Source organism: Sinorhizobium fredii, assembly GCF_002944405.1.
Taxonomy (GTDB): Bacteria; Pseudomonadota; Alphaproteobacteria; order Rhizobiales; family Rhizobiaceae; genus Sinorhizobium; species Sinorhizobium fredii_C.
This window is the reverse complement of record NZ_CP024308.1, coordinates 93547-110537: the sequence shown is the minus strand read 5'-3', so window position 1 is coordinate 110537 and position 16991 is coordinate 93547. Positions and strand designations below refer to the sequence as shown.

Sequence of the window (16991 nt, the reverse complement as noted above, 5' to 3'; positions counted from 1 at the left end):
CTAAGCCTTCTGATTATGGTCTTTCGCGACTGGCAAGCTGGCGCCCTTTGACCGGGCGATGGCGAAGAAGCCTACAGCTCCTACGGCGAGCGCCAGCAGCACGGCAGCGATCGGACGCTCGATGAAAATCATCGGATCGCCCTTCGAAAGACTGAGTGACTGTTTGAGACGAACCTCCAGCATCGGCCCCAACACCAAGCCAATCACCAAAGGAAAAGCGGGAATCCCGTTTCGGAGCATGAAGCGCCCAACCACTGCAAAGACGACTGTTATCAGTGCGTCGGTGAGGCGATAGTTCTGCGTATAGGAGCCGATCATCGCCAGAACGAGAATGGTCGCTCCGATCATGCGAGGGCTGATACCAGAAAGCCTGACGATGTATTTCGTCGCGAAGAGCAGTATGCCGAGAATCGCCAGATTGAGGATGAACAGCGAGATATAGAGGCCGGAGATGAAGTCCGGGTGCTGGGAAAATAGCTGCGGTCCCGGCACGATGTTGTGGATCATGAAAACGGCGAGCAGCATCGCCATCAGGGGGTCGGCGGGTATGCCGAGCGAGAGCAGTGGAACAAGGACCGTAGAAGTACAGGCGCTGATGGAAGTCTCCGAAGCGACGAGGCCTTCCGCTGAACCCTTTCCGAACTCTTCCGGCTTCTTAGAGAAGCGACGTGCCAGGGAATAGGAGAGGAATTGCGCGCCGAATTCTCCAATACCCGGAAGGAGGCCGAGGAATACGCCCAGGCCGGAAGAACGGATCACTGTTCTCGGATACTTGAACACCTCCAATAGCCCGCGGAAGCGATTCCCGCTTTGGTAGTCCGACGCGAGGTCAGGATAGCTCGGCGTTTTGAGCAGTACGAATGCCTGCGACATGGCGAAGAGGCCTATTACGACAGGCACCATTGGAACGCCGCCGAGAAGCCACTGTTGATCGAACGTGTACCTCTGCGTGTTGAACGGTGACTCGAAACCTACCGATCCGAGGAACATTCCGAAGCCCAGCGACATGAGTGCGGCGACCACATGATTTTGGTGGGCCAGCAGGACGGAGACGAGCGCGAGCACGGAGATCATCGCATATTCAGGAGCGCCGAATCTTTCCGCGACGGTGGCGAGGTAGGGAGCTAGCAGAACCAGCGCGAGCACGCTTACAATCCCTCCTACAAAGGAGGACGAATACGCGATCGACAGAGCACGATGCGCCATTCCTTTTCGCGCCATCGGATAGCCGTCATAAGTTGTGAGAACGTTCACCGGCGTACCAGGTACGCGGATGAGGATCGCGGGTATCGCTCCGCCATACCAAGCGCCGCCGTAGGCCCCGAGCAGGATCGTCACACCCGGCAGCGGATCCATTTGCAGGGTGAATGGAAGGAGGATCGCCATCGCTCCAGCCGGTTCCAATCCCGGAATGGCACCCACGACTATCCCGCACAGCGCGCCTGCGACGAGCGCCAGCAGAACCTGCCAGGTCGCGACATGTTCTAGTCCAAGGAGAAAGCTCTCAATCACAGGACGCCCCCGAGTGAATTGCCGACCCAGGCGGGAAGGAGTTTGAAGATCGGTGCAAGCGGGAACCACAGATCGATCCCAAGCCTGAATATGACGACGATACCGGCTGCGACGGCGAGCGTGGTCAGCACCCATTTGCGGCCGCGCAGCCCGGAGCGCCATGCGACGAATTGCAGGAACAAGACGGTGGCGATCGCGAAACCGAGATAGGTGACGCCGACTAGGTAGGCGCAGAAGTAGGCGCTGTATTCAATGGCCGCTCCCATTCCGCCGAATGCCCAGAGGGACGCCCGCCGGAAGGCGTCGCGGTCGGGGGTGGAGCGGAAAGCGCTCCAGAACCGCCAGCTCAGGATCGCTCCCGAGACCAGCGCCAGTGCAAGGCTGAGCAATGGCCAGTTAACCGGGGCCAGATACCACCCTTTGTCGATCGGCTGCGGCCGAGTCGCAAAAGGTGCCAACGCAATCAGGACAATCGTTGCTCCGCAAAATATCGCGGCGGCCAGTCCTTCCGCGGCGGGCGGCACGACCTCGTCCAGTTCGCTCTCGATGTATTCACTCTCGGTTCCGGGCGGTCCGCTGCGGGTCATCGCTCAACTCCAGAATAAGCTGCCTATCGGAATGGCGTGCCCGGTAGGCACGCCATTCCCGTGTCACTGGATCTCCTTGAGGATGTCTTCGGCTTTCTGGTAGTCCTTGGCGATGCGTTCAGCCGAGTGCGCTGCGTCCATCCAGTAGATGCCAGCGCCAGACGGTGCGGCGATCTCCTTCGCCTTGTCGGATTGCACCGCTTTCTTCGCGATCGCCGCGATCTTGTCCTTGATTTCCTGCGGTGTGCCCTTCGGGACGAACAGGCCGTTCCAGAGCGTGATGTCGAGGCCAGGTACCTCCCACGAAAGAAGCGGAGCTTCGGGCGCTACCGACAGTGGCTGGTCGGTGTAAGCGGCGAGTACGTTGATGTCGTCCCTGCATGCCAGAATCACGGCCATGGTCGTGTTCATCACGTCGGCATCGCCGTTCTTCAATGTGGAGCAGTCCACCATTTCGTACGCCGCGTCGGCGCTGAACTTGAAGCCGAGCCTCTTTGCGGCAGCGAAGGTGGCCATCGATGGCACCAGGTCATAACCGAAATGTGCGAGCTTGACGGGATTGTGCTTCGCGTAGTCCGCCAGCTCGCTAAGCGTCTTGTACGGCGCTGACTTCAGGGCGACGAGAGCGAACGGATAGGTCAGGAAGATTCCGATCGGCTCGAAGGTATCTCGCTTGTACGTGGCGTTGCCGCGGATGATGTGCATCGTTGGTACGTCAATCACGAACGAGCCGATCGTGTACCCGTCTGGCTCCGCTTGAGCAACCGCCGTCGCGCCCTCCACGGCCCCCCCTCCGGGCCTGTTGACGACCTTAGCCGGCACCCCCGTCTCCTTGGTCATCTCCTCTGCGATGACGCGCGTAAGCTGGTCTTCAATATCGCCGGGGGGCCAGGGAACAATGAAGGTCACAGGTCTTTCGGGATATTCCGCACGGGCAGCCGGCGCGAAGGCCGCTCCCGCAAGCAGCGTCGTCATCAGCGTCAATGTAAGCAATTTTCGCATCTGCAAACTCCCACTTTGGCTTTCCTGCCGTGTTTGGTTCATTATTATCACCAGCAGTTTAAAAAGCTTGCATTATGTTCTGAGTTCTGTCAAGTAGTCCGTCAAGAGTGAGCGCGCCTCCCTGTCTCGACCATGCTGGGAAGGGAGCGAGGAGGCGGCATCATCACCTGGGGCAGGAAGCACGCTCCGTAGTTTTGAAAGCAGGAAAGGAACTTGAAGGTGGCGGCATCGTGCAGTGCGCTCGTCCTCGATTTCGGCGGCGTCATCTCGAAAACAGTCTTCGAAACCCATCCGCAGAGCGAAGCGGCTCTTGGCGTTCCGACCGGTACTCTCAATTGGATGGGACCTTTCGATCCCGCTAGCGATCCCATGTGGTGCGAGATGCAGGACGACCGCATTTCAGAGCGCGACTACTGGTACATGCGGGCGGCCGAGACCGGACGCTTGGTCGGCGAAGAATGGGTGGACCTGCCTAGCTTCCTGCAGCGCATCCGCGGCGACGATCCAGCCGCCATGATCCGCCCGGAAGCGTTGGAGGCGATTCGCGCCGCAAAGAACGCAGGGCGGAAGCTGGCGATCCTGTCGAACGAACTCGATCTTTTCTACGGCAGTGGATTCAGGGACAAACTGCCCTTCCTGGCTGATTTCGACGCGATTGTCGACGCGACCTACACGAAGGTCCTGAAGCCCGACCCCCGATCATATGGTTTCGTGACGAGCGCGCTTGGCGTCGCCGCCGAAGAGTGCGTCTTCGTGGACGACCAGCTCCGAAACATCACCGGTGCCCGGAACGTCGGCATGCGCACAGTCCACTTCGACGTCACCCGCCCTTCTGAAAGCTACTCCCTCGCCTGCGAAGCGCTGGGCATATCAGCCGGAGAATGACGATGAGCGATACGAACTTCATTGTTGAGAACAATGCTCGCCACCTATGGCATCCAATGGCCCACCCAGCGGAAATGCGGACGCATCCTCCGAAGATCGTCCGATCGGCTTCGGGCGTGGAGATAACCGACCTGTCTGGCCACACCCTCTTGGACGCTGTCGGTGGGCTCTGGAACGTGAACCTCGGCTACTCGTGCGATCCCGTGAAGAAGGCTATTTCGGATCAGCTATACGAGCTCCCCTATTACTCAGCATTCCGCGGCACGACCAACTCGCCTTTGATTGAATTGTCCTATGAACTGACCGAATGGTTCAGGGAGGACGGTCTCACTCGTGCATTCTTCACTTCCGGAGGCTCCGACTCCGTCGAAACCTGCCTTCGTCTGGCGCGCCAGTATCATAAGGTAAACGGGCAGCCGGAACGCACGAAATTCGTGGCGCTTAAGAAAGGCTATCATGGCACCCATTTCGGTGGCGCCTCGGTCAACGGAAACTCGAACTTCCGCCGCAACTATGAGCCGCTGCTGCCGGGAGTAATCCACCTGCCCGCCCCCTATGCCTATCGCAACCCCTTCAACACGGAAGATCCGGCGGAGATCGCGGCAGCCATCGCCCGGCAGTTTGAAGACGAGATTGCTTTCCAGGGGGCGGACACGATTGCGGCACTGATCATGGAGCCTGTGCTCGGAGCGGGCGGTGTGATCGTACCCCACGACACCTTCATGCCCTTGATGCGTGAGATCTGTGACAGACACGGAATCCTCCTTATCGCGGATGAAGTGATCACCGCCTTCGGGCGAACAGGAGCATGGACGGGCTCGCGCCTTTGGAACGTCAAGCCCGACCTGATTTCCACGGCCAAAGCCCTTACGAATGGCTACTTCCCCTTCGGAGCGGTCATGATCTCGGAAAAGATTGCCGAAGCGTTCGAGTCCAACAACAATGTTTTTGGTGCGATTGGCCATGGTTACACATACTCCGGACATCCCGTCGGAGCCGCTGCAGCGCTTGCAACGCTCCGAGAGACCATGCGTGTGAACACTGCGGCAAATGCTGCGGCGCGCGGAGAAGAGCTGTTGGCTGGGCTTCAAGCGTTAAAGTCCAAACACGAACTCGTCGGCGATGTGCGTGGCAAGGGACTCATGTGCGCCGTCGAACTTGTCTCGGACAGAGCAAAGAAGACTAGTGCGCCAAAGGATACAGTCGCGACGGTTTACGAGGGAGCCTACGAAGCCGGCGTGATGATCAGGACGTCGGGGTCGAATCTTATTTTGTCTCCGCCGCTTGTGATCACCGCCGCCGATGTCGGTCGGATCCTTCAGGCACTGGAGGTAGGCCTCCGCAAGGCAAGCTGATCGCCAGATCCACAGTGAATTGATCAGCATGGATCGCGGCATGCGTCGTGCCGCGGACAGGGTTACTTTGCCTAGAATTGGGGAACAGCCAAATGAAAATCCTAGTTACGGTGAAACGGGTCGTCGACTTCAACGTCAAGATCCGGGTGAAGGCGGACGGTTCGGGCGTCGAGCTTGCCAATGTGAAGATGTCGATGAATCCGTTCGACGAGATCTCCGTCGAGGAAGCTTTGCGCTTGAAGGAAGCCGGCAAGGCTTCCGAAGTCGTCGTCGTCTCGATCGGGCCGGCCAAGGCCGAGGAGACGCTGAGAACGGCGCTCGCCATGGGCGCCGACCGGGCGATCCTCGTCGAGACCGAAGACCAGGTCGAGCCGCTCGCCGTCGCCAAAATCGTCAAGGGTGTCGCCGAGGCCGAACAGCCGGGACTCATCATTGTCGGCAAGCAGGCGATCGACGACGATAGCAATCAGACCGGCCAGATGCTCTCCGCTCTCCTCGGTTGGCCGCAGGGCACCTTCGCCTCGAAGGTCGAGATCGGCGGCGGCAAAGTCAACGTCACCCGCGAGGTCGACGGCGGCCTGCAGACGGTGGAGCTGAAGCTGCCGGCGGTGGTCACCACCGACCTGCGCCTCAACGAGCCGCGCTACGCCTCGCTGCCGAACATCATGAAGGCGAAGAAGAAGCCGCTCGACAAGAAGACGCCGGCCGATTTCGGCGTCGACACCGCGGCACGGATCAAGGTGCTGAAGACGGAAGAGCCGTCCGGCCGCAAGGCCGGCATCAAGGTGAAGTCGGTCGCCGAGCTCGTCGAGAAGCTCAAGACCGAAGCCGGCGTCCTCTAAGGTCAAGGAAAGGGAGATTCCATCATGGCCATTCTGCTTCTGGCTGACCACGACAACACCCACCTTTCCGACCAGACGGCGAAGGCGCTGACGGCGGCCACCAAGATCGGCGGGGACGTGCATGTGCTCGTTGCGGGTTCCGGCGTCGGGGCCGCCGCCCAGCAGGCGGCGAAGCTCTCGGGCGTCACGAAGGTGCTCGTCGCCGAGGATGCCTCGCTCGCCCACAATCTCGCCGAGCCGTTGGCCGCCCTCATCGTCTCGCTCGCCGGCAGCTACGACACCGTTGTTGCCGCCGCCACCTCGGTCGGCAAGAACGTCATGCCGCGGGTTGCCGCGCTGCTTGACGTCGCCCAGGTGTCGGAGATCATCGAGGTGGTGTCGCCCGACACCTTCAAGCGGCCGATCTATGCCGGCAACGCCGTCCAGACGGTGCAGACGACCGAAGTGAAGAAAGTCGTCACCGTCCGCACCTCGTCCTTCCCCCCCGCTTCGGCGGGTGACTCGGCTGCCGTCGAACAGGTCCCGACGGCAGCCGCTTTTTCCGATTTGTCGAGGTTCGTTTCCGACGCGCTGTCCTCTTCAGACCGCCCGGAGCTGACCTCGGCGAAGATCATCATCTCGGGCGGCCGGGCGCTCGGTTCGGCAGAGAAGTTCAAGGAAGTGATCCTTCCCGTCGCCGACAAGCTCGGCGCCGCCGTCGGTGCAAGCCGAGCCGCCGTCGATGCCGGCTACGCGCCCAACGACTGGCAGGTCGGCCAGACTGGCAAGGTGGTGGCACCCGATCTCTACATCGCCTGTGGCATCTCCGGTGCCATCCAGCACCTCGCCGGCATGAAGGATTCCAAGGTGATCGTCGCCATCAACAAGGATGAGGAGGCACCAATCTTCCAGGTCGCCGACTATGGCCTTGTCGCCGATCTTTTTGAGGTTCTGCCCGATCTCCAGAAAGCTCTCTCCTGAACGGAACGCCCATGTTATCGAACAGCTACATACTCACCCTCTCCTGCGACGATCGCCCGGGCATCGTGGCTGCCGTGACCACCGAACTCGCGTCGGTTGGCGCTAATATCGCGGAAAGTAACCAGTATTGGGACCGCAGCTCGAACCGGTTCTTCATGCGTATCGCCTTCACGGCCCCGCCGGAACGCGAGAAGGACGAGCTTGAAAAAGTGCTGACGCCGGTCATCGACCGCTTTGAGATGAAGGCAAGCTTGGTCGATGGCAGCCGCAAGCCGAAGATCATCATCATGGTGTCGAAGTTTGACCATGCGATGCTTCACCTGCTCTACCAGATCAGGGTCGGCTGGCTGAACGGCGAGGTAGCGGCGATCGTCTCGAACCACGACGACAGCGCCAGGACGGCCGAGCAGGAAGGCATTCCCTTCTATCATTGGCCAGTAACCAGAGAGAACAAGCAAGAGCGTGAAGCGCAGTTGCTTCAGCTCGTCCGCGACAGCGGTGCCGATCTCGTCATCCTGGCGCGCTACATGCAAGTGCTTTCCGACAACTTGTCGACTCGCCTCTATGGAAAGGTCATCAACATTCATCATTCTTTCCTGCCCTCTTTCAAGGGCGCGAAGCCCTACCACCAGGCGTTTGAACGCGGCGTGAAGCTAATCGGCGCCACCTCGCATTACGTCACGCCCGACTTGGACGAAGGACCGATTATTGAGCAGGAGACCGAACGCGTCACCCATGCCATGACGGCCGAGGACTTCGTCGCCACTGGCCGTGACATCGAAAGCCGCGTCCTTGCGCGTGCCGTCAAGATGCACCTCGAGTGCCGCGTCATGCTCAACGGCCACCGCACAATCGTCTTCGCTTGAGTCCGGAACATGCGCAGGATTGATTGTGAGGTCATCTCCGGGAAGGAGATTGCAGAAAGCGTGCTTGACAGGGTCAAGGCCCACACGCGCTCGTTGGCGATCGATGGTGTAAAGCCTGGCCTCGCCGTCGTGATCGTTGGCAGCGACCCCGCGAGCCAAGTCTATGTGGGATCGAAAGCCAGGAAGGCCGATGAGTGCGGATTTCTGTCGATCAAGCACGAACTCCCCGAAGACGTTTGCGAGGCTAAGTTGTTGGAGGTGATCGAATCTTTGAACTTCGACGACTCAGTACACGGCATTCTCATGCAACTTCCCCTTCCCGGCCACATCGACGCTGGGAAGGTCGTCCAGTCCATCTCGCCGGAGAAGGACGTTGACGGCTTTCACTTCATGAATGTTGGCAGGCTCGGCACAGGCGTGCTCGACTCCGGGTTCGTCCCATGCACTCCGGCCGGCTCCATGATCTTGATCCAAAGGATTCATGGACAAGACCTTTCCGGACTGCGGGCAGTCGTTCTCGGTCGCTCAAACATAGTTGGCAAGCCTATGGCGAACCTGTTGCTGGCAGCCAATGCCACCGTCACTGTTGCGCACAGCAAGACGCCAGACGTCGAGGCGCTTTGCCGCCAAGCGGACATCCTTGTCGCGGCGGTTGGGCGTCCTGAAATGGTCCGGGCGGATTGGATTAAGCCGGGGGCGACGGTGATCGACGTCGGGATAAATCGGATCGGAGTGCGAGAGGCGACTTCCGGCACGACCCGGCTCGTGGGCGATGTGGATTTCGACGGGGCTGTGGAAAGAGCCGGTGCGATCACTCCGGTTCCCGGTGGGGTTGGCCCCATGACGATCGCGATGCTGATGGCGAATACGTTAAGCGCTGCCTGCCGCGCGCATGGCCGATCGGTCCCACTTTTTGAGCAACGAACCCAACTCGGCCGAACACCATGACCGAACGACAAGAACTGCCGGAACGCGAGAGCATGGAATTCGACGTCGTGATCGTCGGCGCAGGTCCCGCCGGGCTTGCGGCGGCGATCCGGCTGAAGCAGGTCAATCCTGAGCTCTCCGTCGTCGTTCTCGAAAAGGGCGCCGAAGTCGGCGCGCACATCCTCTCCGGCGCGGTCGTCGACCCGATCGGCATCGACCGGCTATTGCCCGGCTGGCGCGATGAGCCGGATCATCCGTTCAAGACCGAAGTCACCGACGACCATTTTCTCTTCCTGGGTCCGGCCGGCTCGATCCGCCTGCCGAACTTTCTGATGCCGCCGTTGATGAACAATCACGGCAACTATGTCGTCTCGCTCGGCAATGTCTGTCGCTGGCTCGCCACCCATGCCGAGGCGCTGGGCGTCGAGATCTATCCGGGCTTTGCCGCCGCCGAAGTGCTTTATAATGACGAGGGCGCCGTGATCGGCGTGGCCACCGGCGACATGGGCATCCAACGCTCCGGCGAACCGGGGCCAAACTATGCCCGTGGCATGGCGCTCCTCGGCAAATACACGCTTATCGGCGAGGGCGTCCGGGGCTCGCTCGCCAAGCAACTGATCGCCAAGTTCAGGCTCGACGAGGGCCGCGACGTGCCGAAATTCGGCATCGGCCTGAAGGAGCTCTGGGAAGTAAGGCCTGAGAACCATAAACCCGGCCTGGTGCAGCATTCCTTCGGCTGGCCGCTCGACATGAAAACCGGCGGCGGCTCTTTCCTTTACCACCTCGAAGACAATCTGGTTGCTGTCGGCTTCGTCGTGCACCTGAACTACAAAAATCCTTATCTCCACCCCTTCGAGGAATTCCAGCGCTTCAAGACGCACCCCGTCATCCGCGGCACTTTCGAAGGCGGCAAGCGCCTCTCCTATGGCGCCCGTGCGATCACGGAGGGTGGCTGGCAATCGGTGCCGAAACTGTCATTCCCCGGTGGCGCGCTGATTGGCTGCTCGGCCGGTTTCGTCAACGTGCCGCGCATCAAGGGCAGCCACAACGCGGTACTCTCCGGTATGCTCGCGGCGGAGAAACTGGCGGAGGCGCTCGCTGCCGGTCGCGCCAATGACGAGCCGATCGAGATCGAGCGCGGTTGGCGCGACAGCGCCATCGGCCAGGATCTGAAGAAGGTGAGAAACGTCAAGCCGCTCTGGTCGCGCTTCGGTACGGCGGTGGGTGTCGCGCTCGGCGGCCTCGACATGTGGACGAACACGCTCTTCGGCTTCTCCATCTTCGGCACGCTGAGACATGGCAAGACCGATGCGGCCTCCCTGGAGCCAGCGGCGAAACACCAGAAGATCGACTACCCCAAGCCGGACGGCGTGCTTACCTTCGATCGGCTCTCCTCGGTGTTCCTCTCGAACACCAACCACGAGGAGGATCAGCCGGTGCATTTACAGCTCAAGGACCCCGACCTGCAGAAGCGTTCCGGATATGACGTTTATGCCGGACCTTCGACGCGCTACTGTCCCGCCGGCGTCTACGAATGGGTGGAGAAGGACGGTAAGCCGACCTTCGTCATTAATGCGCAGAACTGCGTCCACTGCAAAACCTGCGACATCAAGGACCCGAACCAGAACATCAACTGGGTGCCGCCGCAAGGGGGCGAAGGCCCGGTCTATCCGAACATGTAGCCCGAACACAAATAAAGGATCGAGATTATGGACGTACGTGCCGCCGTCGCCGTTCAGGCAGGCAAGCCCTTGGAAGTGATGACCGTTCAACTCGAAGGTCCGCAGGCCGGCGAGGTGCTGGTCGAGGTCAAGGCGACCGGCATCTGCCACACCGACAATTTCGCCCTGTCGGGGCGGACAAGGGCTGTTCCCGGCGATCCTCGGCCATGAGGGCGCCGGAGTCGTGGTCGATGTCGGTCCGGGCGTCACGTCGGTGAGGAGGGGTGATCATGTCATTCCGCTGTACACGCCCGAGTGCCGCGAATGCTATTCGTGCCTGAGCCGCAGGACCAACCTTTGCGCCGCCATCCGCGCCACCCAGGGCCAGGGCCTGATGCCGGACGGCACCAGCCGCTTTTTCATGAACAAAGGGCCCGCCCGAAGGCGAGCCCCCTCTCTTGCGACGCTTAGATCTGGTCGGCGCTCAATCGGGCAAATGCGTCCGGCCGCGTCGTTGCTCTCACCGCTCCGATCACCGCAGCGACAAGTATCAAGGACGGCAGCGCGATCGCCAACGGGCCTGGTGTACCGGTCAGGATGTCGAAACCGGAAATGCCGAAGTAGGCCACGATGCCAAAGCCTGTGGCCGCGATAGCTGGCATGATCTTCGTCTTGATCAGCTGGTTCGGCTCCAAATCCGGGTTCTTGCTGAAGAAGGCAATGATCGCGAAGCAAACCATCAACATCAGCAGGATGATGCTGATCACAGCTACATTAGCGACCCACGCGAACAGCGTAAGCAGCGGGTCAAGACCTGAAATTGCGAAGATCGAGATGACAGCGAGCGCGATAATTGTCTGCACAATCGTGCCGCGGTGCGGACTCTGATAGGTATCGTGGGTGCGGCCAAGCCAAGCGGGCATGAGGCCTTCCTTGCCGAGAAAGTAGAAATAGCGGGCGACGTGATTGTGGAAGGCCAGGAGACAGGCGAAAACGCTGGTCACGAACAAGACGCGCATCAACACAGCCAGCCAATTGCCGACATACTGGTTGCCGATGTTGAACACGAACTGGATTGGATCGGCGATGTTCTGCAGTTGGCTGACTATAGTGGCCGTGCCTGCAGCCTCGACGATCCAAATCGTTGAGACGGAATAGAACACACCGATCAGGACGACTGCCGCGTATGTGGCAAGGGGAATGGTCCGCTTCGGGTCTTTCGCCTCCTCGCTGTATATGGTTGTGGCTTCGATACCGATGTAGCAGCCGAAGGCGAACACGAATGTCACTCCGAGCGCAGATGCGCTTGGCATGCCCGACAACGAGAGCGGAGCGAGGTCAAATCCTCCGGGAACGCCTTTGTAGACGATCATCAGGTCAAGAACCAAAACAACTGCGAACTCGGCGAGAACCAGGAGACCAAGGACCTTAGCGGATAGATCCACACGTCTGTAGGCAAGGACCCCGATCAAAGCCGAGGCGCCAAGGCTGAATGCCCACCAAGGAACTGTCACACCAGTGAAAGTTTTGACCAGATCTGTGCATACCGGGCCAAACATTCCCGACATGCCAATCTGCATGCAATTGTACCCGAGAAGCGCGACCACAGCAGCCGCTCCGCCCACGGTCTTTCCCAGTCCCTTGGTAATGAGTGTGTAAAACGCCCCAGCATTCTGCACGTGCCGGGCCATGGCTACGTACCCCACCGAGAATATCAGAACCAAAATCATCATCAGCATGAAGGCTGGGACTATGGCCGTGCCGTTGCCGAAAAGAATAGCGACCGGCAATACGCCCGCCATGTTGGTGAGGGGGGCAACCGCGGATACGACCATCAACGTGATGGCCGCTGCTCCCAGAGTCCCTGCCCGCAGACCGCGATCGGTCGAGGTTTGTTCGTTAAACATCTAAGTTCCCTATCTAGAGTTTCTCTCGGCCTTCTTGGTTCATTATTATCACCGATGGTTATCTATTTTGTTCTACTTTTGCCGGATGTCAATATGTCACCTCCCGTCGATGTTTTTGCCGGCGGGCGCTTGACAATTGCTGAAAACCGGTCCGATAATGTATCTCTCGGTTATAATAATGAACCGTACGAAACAACTACAGGCGGGATGATGAACGATACGAAAGCCCTCCTCGCTAGGCGCGAAAAACTACTTGGGAAGAACACCTCGATCTTTTACGAGAAACCTGTGCATCTCGTTCGTGGAGAGGGCGTCTGGCTCTGGGACGCGGACGGAAGGCGCTATCTCGATTGCTATAACAACGTGCCTCACGTCGGCCATTGCCACCCGCACGTCGTGGAAGCGATCTGCCGGCAGGCTTCAACGCTGAATACCCATACCCGATATCTTCACGAGGGCATTTTGAACTATGTCGAACGGCTGTTGGGCTACTTCGACCGTTCGCTGGACGCCGCGATCCTGACCTGCACCGGAAGCGAAGCAAACGACATAGCTCTTCGGATGGCACAAGCAGTCACCGGAAAGACCGGGGTCATCGCGACCAACTTCACATACCACGGAAACACGACTGCAGTTTCCCAGTTGTCGACACGCATGCCGCCCGTCGGAGGCTACGGTGGTCATGTACGCCATGTGACGGCGCCCGATAGCTACAGGCCTTTGGGTGGCGTTAGTGGGGAGCCGTTTGCAGCCGCTTTCACCAGTGAAGTGGAAAAGGCAATCCGCTCGCTCGAGGAAAGTGAGCACGGCTTTTCGGCGCTCATTATCGATCCGTTCTTCGCGAACGAGGGCTTCCCGGACTTGCCAAAGGGATTCTTGGCCGGGGCGGCGGCAGCGGTTCGAAAGGCCGGAGGCCTTTTGATTGCCGACGAAGTTCAGCCGGGTTTTGGCAGGACCGGAGACAACATGTGGGGGCACCAACACGCTGGGATTGTTCCCGATATAGCGACGCTGGGGAAGCCCATGGGCAATGGACATCCGATCGCTGGTGTCGTGGCAGGTTCAGATACCCTGAACGCGTTCCGCAAGGCGTTTCGCTACTTCAACACATTCGGTGGAAATCCGGTTTCCTGTGCAGCAGGCATGGCCGTACTCGATGTTCTGGAACACGAGAAGCTAGTAGAAAACGCAAGGAAGGTCGGCAAATACGCCAAGGATGGACTGTCGCGACTAGCAGAGAAGCATTCGATCATCGGCAACGTGCGTGGCAGCGGGCTGTTCTTCGGAGCGGAACTTGTCCTCGACAGGGCGGAAAAAACACCCGCTCCTGAAATAGCGACCCGCCTCATCAACGAAATGCGCACGCGTGGGGTCTTGATGGGCAAGCTGGGCATTCACCAATGTGCGACCAAAATTCGCCCTCCCATGCCGTTCACCACAGAAAATGCAGACCTGCTGATCGGCACGCTCGATGACGTCCTTTCGGCGCTTTAGAGAGATCTGTCATGGCGGACATTCCCGAGGCGCTGGCCGGAAGACTTTCACTTAGAGCCAAGGAGGCACTCTCCCACTGGGGATTGTCCCGCCAGCAGCCGGAGCTTCTGAAATACCGTGAGAACGCGGTCTTCAAGGTGGCCCTTGCGGACGGGCGACCTGCGGTGCTGAGGCTTCACCGCCCTGGATATCACAGCGCCGAGGCCCTCGTTTCAGAGCTCCAATGGATGAACGTGCTTGAGCAAGGCGGCATTGAGGTCCCGACGCCTATCTCCACCCTGAAAGGAGATGACTACACTGCACTGCCTGCAAGTGTCGACTTTCCAGAACAAAATGCCGACATCGTGTCATGGCTCTCCGGGACGCCCCTAGGCCAGTCAGGTGTACCGCTGTCGCACGGTCCGGAGGACATGGTACGCATCTTTGCCGCGGTCGGAGCCAAAATGGCCGATCTCCACAACATTAGCGATGCCTGGGAACGGGCGAGCGCGCTCGAGCGCCCATCCTGGGACAAGCGCGGCTTGCTCGGAGATAACCCCTTGTGGGGGCGCTTCTGGGATCTTGACGCCCTATCCACAAGAGACCAGGACAAGCTCTGTAGGCTGCGCGGTATCCTTTTGTCAGAGATGGAGCGCATCAATGCAGAGAAACTCGATTTTGGTCTCATTCATGCAGATCTCGTGAGGGAGAACGTCCTAGTAACGGCGAGTTCCGTCCAATTCATAGATTTCGACGATTCCGGGTACGGCTGGCGTCTCTTCGATATCGCGACCACGCTCTTGCGTAATCGGAAGGAACCGCGCTACCGCGAGATCAGACAGGCCGTTCTCGACGGCTATCGCCGTAATAGGGAACTTTCGGATCGCGAGGAATCTCTTCTGCCGATGTTCATGCTGCTGCGCAGCCTCACCTATATCGGATGGATCGGAGAACGCCCAGAATTCGCTGACAACGGCGCCCGTTTGTCACGCTACCTGTCTGATGCCTACGGACTAGCCGACGAGTATCTCGGCGCCGGTTGGTAAGAGTGAATGCCACCTTCACAGATGTCGAACGGAGAAGCGAATGTCCACGACAGTCGGCGAAAGCAGACCTGTAGCCCTCATTACCGGTGGAGGCACCGGAATCGGTGCGGCAATCGCATTGAGCCTAGCGTCCACGCATTCCATCGCAATCTGTGGTCGAAGGGAGGAGACCCTCCGTTCCGTGGCTGAACAGACGGAAGGATTAGCGCTTACGGCGGACGTAAGCGTACCGGAGGACGCGGCGGCCGTGGTTGAAAAGGTCGTTGCACATTTCGGCCGCTTGGATTCGCTTGTCCTAAACGCAGGCACGGTCATCGCCGCGCCTGTTTCCGAGATGTCGCTTGCCGATTGGCAAACGCAAATAGACGTCAATCTAACTGCGTCGTTCGTGATTGCGAAGGCTGCCATTCCGCATTTGCTAAAGACCAAAGGATCCATCGTCACCATCTCATCAGTAGCTGGTGCAACGGCCGGGGTGGGGCTGGCCGCCTACAGCGCATCGAAGGCGGGCGCGACGCTTCTGACGCAAACGATCGCCCTCGAGTACGCCCGCCATGGTCTTCGCGCGAACGTTATTGCACCCGGTTGGGTGCGAACTGAAATGGCCGACATGGAAATGGCCATGCTGACCAAAGGCGGTAACCCCGAGGAGGGATACACGCGCGTCACGCGGCTCGTACCCCAACGACGCGCGGCCGAAGCAAGCGAGATTGCAAACGTCGCTGCGTTTCTGCTGTCCCCTGAAGCATCATACGTCAACGGCGCTCTGATTAACGTCGACGGCGGAAGTAGCGTGGTAAATCAAGGGCTGGTGGAGTTCGATCAAAATTGACGGACGCGTACGAACGCTTGCGGCTCAGGCGTTGAGTAGCTCCCGTTCGGCCCGCAAGACGTTCGGATGCGGCTCGGCGCCAATTGCTCGCGAGATTTCCACCGAAGCTCCGACGACCAGCCGCGCCGCTTTCAACTGATGATCCTTCGTCATCCGAGATGCGACACCAGCAATGGCCACTGAACCAAAAGCCTCACCGTCACCGGAGAAAATTGGTGCAGCGATACCGCTCGATTCAGCTTCGAACGACCCAGGTGAAAACGCAAAACCCCGCGCTCTGACCTGCTCAAGTTGCGTGCCAATTTTCTCCGGCTCCACCAGAGTGTTTTGCGTGTATCTGGTGAGTTCTGTACTGGCAAGAACGCCCTCCCGGATGCCAGGTGCGGCGAACGCGAGATAAGCGAGACCAGATGCGGTGGCATGAAAAGGAAGTAACTGCGACGGGTCTACCCAGACCCGCGTTGACCTCTTGGGCTCCGCTATCGCAATCGTAATCATTGCAGTCTCAGACGCAAGAGTAGCGTGCGCGGTTTCTTGCATTTCCTCGGCCAGTCTGTCGAGCACCGGATTGACCAATGACAGAAGCGGGAAACTTGCTTCCCTCACCCGAGCCAACCTGAGCACCGCGATCCCCAGGCGGTATTTCTTAGTTTCCGGATGCTGCTCCACAAAGCCGTTGCGAATGAGCGCAACCAGGATTCTCAGGGTTGTTGCCTTGTCGATTTTGGACTTCCGGGCAAGCTCGCTCAGACCCCACTCCGGTTCCTGAACAGTAAAATACGACAGCAGATACAGCGCTCTATCGACGCTTTTCATCATTGGGACGGTTTCTGTGGATTCGGATTTCGGCACAATCTTCTCCGCGCGCCAGGTGATGGACTTCACCCCATTTTTCGTTAACCGAAGGTTATAATATTGAACCGAAGAGTAGCGGTCAAGTGTAGCCGCTTCGCGCTCAGAACGGGCTTTCTCTACATGATCGTCTCGGACAACGAAAGGAAGCCGTCCTCGAATGCATCCTGAAACGGCAGCGGGATGTGCTGTCGAGTGGCGTTTTTGTTGGCATCCGCGGCGATCAAGCTGGCATCGACGCCAAGCCTTCAGCACCGACAAGACCCTATGCTAGGCAATGCCGT

15 protein-coding genes and 1 pseudogene are annotated in these 16991 nt (G+C 59.3%); 11 read left to right on the top strand and 5 right to left on the bottom strand.

The window, feature by feature from the left end:
• The 3 genes from NXT3_RS19885 to NXT3_RS19875 form a co-directional block, all read right to left on the bottom strand.
• Complete coding sequence (locus tag NXT3_RS19885; protein ID WP_104840326.1) at positions 1-1509, bottom strand: tripartite tricarboxylate transporter permease; 1509 nt, start codon at positions 1507-1509, stop codon at positions 1-3.
• Positions 1509-2099: a tripartite tricarboxylate transporter TctB family protein gene (locus NXT3_RS19880; protein WP_104840121.1), complete on the bottom strand. Its 591-nt coding sequence runs from the start codon at positions 2097-2099 to the stop codon at positions 1509-1511. Before NXT3_RS19880 ends, NXT3_RS19885 begins: the two co-directional genes overlap by 1 nt.
• A gap of 63 nt (positions 2100-2162) precedes the next feature.
• Entirely contained in the window at positions 2163-3143 is a 981-nt protein-coding gene (locus tag NXT3_RS19875) for a tripartite tricarboxylate transporter substrate binding protein (protein ID WP_234828148.1), read from the bottom strand.
• Between the two features lie 171 nt (positions 3144-3314).
• On the opposite strand from NXT3_RS19875, the gene NXT3_RS19870 reads away from it, so the two are divergent.
• The 8 genes and pseudogenes from NXT3_RS19870 to NXT3_RS19835 all read left to right on the top strand — a co-directional run.
• The gene (locus NXT3_RS19870; protein ID WP_234828147.1) at positions 3315-3986 is read left to right on the top strand and encodes an HAD family hydrolase; all 672 of its coding nucleotides are present in this window, start codon (positions 3315-3317) and stop codon (positions 3984-3986) included.
• 2 nt (positions 3987-3988) lie between these two features.
• On the top strand, positions 3989-5341 hold the full coding sequence (locus NXT3_RS19865) for an aspartate aminotransferase family protein (RefSeq protein ID WP_104840119.1): 1353 nt from the start codon (positions 3989-3991) through the stop codon (positions 5339-5341).
• Positions 5342-5433: 92 nt separating this feature from the next.
• Positions 5434-6183, top strand: coding sequence for an electron transfer flavoprotein subunit beta/FixA family protein (locus NXT3_RS19860; protein ID WP_104840118.1), 750 nt, complete (start codon positions 5434-5436; stop codon positions 6181-6183).
• A gap of 24 nt (positions 6184-6207) precedes the next feature.
• Complete coding sequence (locus NXT3_RS19855; RefSeq protein WP_104840117.1) at positions 6208-7143, top strand: electron transfer flavoprotein subunit alpha/FixB family protein; 936 nt, start codon at positions 6208-6210, stop codon at positions 7141-7143.
• Positions 7144-7154: 11 nt separating this feature from the next.
• Complete coding sequence (gene purU / locus NXT3_RS19850) at positions 7155-8009, top strand: formyltetrahydrofolate deformylase (RefSeq protein ID WP_104840116.1); 855 nt, start codon at positions 7155-7157, stop codon at positions 8007-8009.
• A gap of 9 nt (positions 8010-8018) precedes the next feature.
• The gene (gene folD, locus NXT3_RS19845; protein WP_104840115.1) at positions 8019-8957 is read left to right on the top strand and encodes a bifunctional methylenetetrahydrofolate dehydrogenase/methenyltetrahydrofolate cyclohydrolase FolD; all 939 of its coding nucleotides are present in this window, start codon (positions 8019-8021) and stop codon (positions 8955-8957) included.
• The gene (locus tag NXT3_RS19840) at positions 8954-10618 is read left to right on the top strand and encodes an electron transfer flavoprotein-ubiquinone oxidoreductase (protein WP_104840114.1); all 1665 of its coding nucleotides are present in this window, start codon (positions 8954-8956) and stop codon (positions 10616-10618) included. The genes folD and NXT3_RS19840 overlap by 4 nt, the downstream gene beginning before the upstream one ends.
• A 27-nt stretch (positions 10619-10645) precedes the next feature.
• Positions 10646-11027: pseudogene (locus NXT3_RS19835) on the top strand (alcohol dehydrogenase catalytic domain-containing protein); the annotation flags it as partial.
• A 37-nt stretch (positions 11028-11064) separates the two neighbouring features.
• Here the strand turns inward: NXT3_RS19835 and NXT3_RS19830 are convergent.
• On the bottom strand, positions 11065-12504 hold the full coding sequence (locus NXT3_RS19830) for an APC family permease (protein WP_104840113.1): 1440 nt from the start codon (positions 12502-12504) through the stop codon (positions 11065-11067).
• Between the two features lie 210 nt (positions 12505-12714).
• Between NXT3_RS19830 and NXT3_RS19825 the strand changes: the two genes are divergently transcribed.
• Genes NXT3_RS19825 through NXT3_RS19815 form a run of 3 tightly spaced genes read left to right on the top strand, consistent with a single transcriptional unit; the run spans position 12715 to position 15855 of the window.
• On the top strand, positions 12715-13998 hold the full coding sequence (locus NXT3_RS19825) for an aspartate aminotransferase family protein (protein WP_104840324.1): 1284 nt from the start codon (positions 12715-12717) through the stop codon (positions 13996-13998).
• A gap of 11 nt (positions 13999-14009) precedes the next feature.
• Positions 14010-15023: a phosphotransferase enzyme family protein gene (locus tag NXT3_RS19820; protein ID WP_104840112.1), complete on the top strand. Its 1014-nt coding sequence runs from the start codon at positions 14010-14012 to the stop codon at positions 15021-15023.
• A 40-nt stretch (positions 15024-15063) separates the two neighbouring features.
• Positions 15064-15855 carry an SDR family NAD(P)-dependent oxidoreductase gene (locus tag NXT3_RS19815; RefSeq protein WP_104840111.1) on the top strand — a complete coding sequence of 264 codons (792 nt, stop codon included), beginning with the start codon at positions 15064-15066 and terminating at the stop codon, positions 15853-15855.
• A 24-nt stretch (positions 15856-15879) separates the two neighbouring features.
• Here the strand turns inward: NXT3_RS19815 and NXT3_RS19810 are convergent, their stop codons facing one another.
• Positions 15880-16740, bottom strand: a complete 861-nt coding sequence (locus NXT3_RS19810; RefSeq protein ID WP_234828146.1) for an IclR family transcriptional regulator — start codon at positions 16738-16740, stop codon at positions 15880-15882.
• Between the last annotated feature and the right edge of the window lie 251 nt (positions 16741-16991).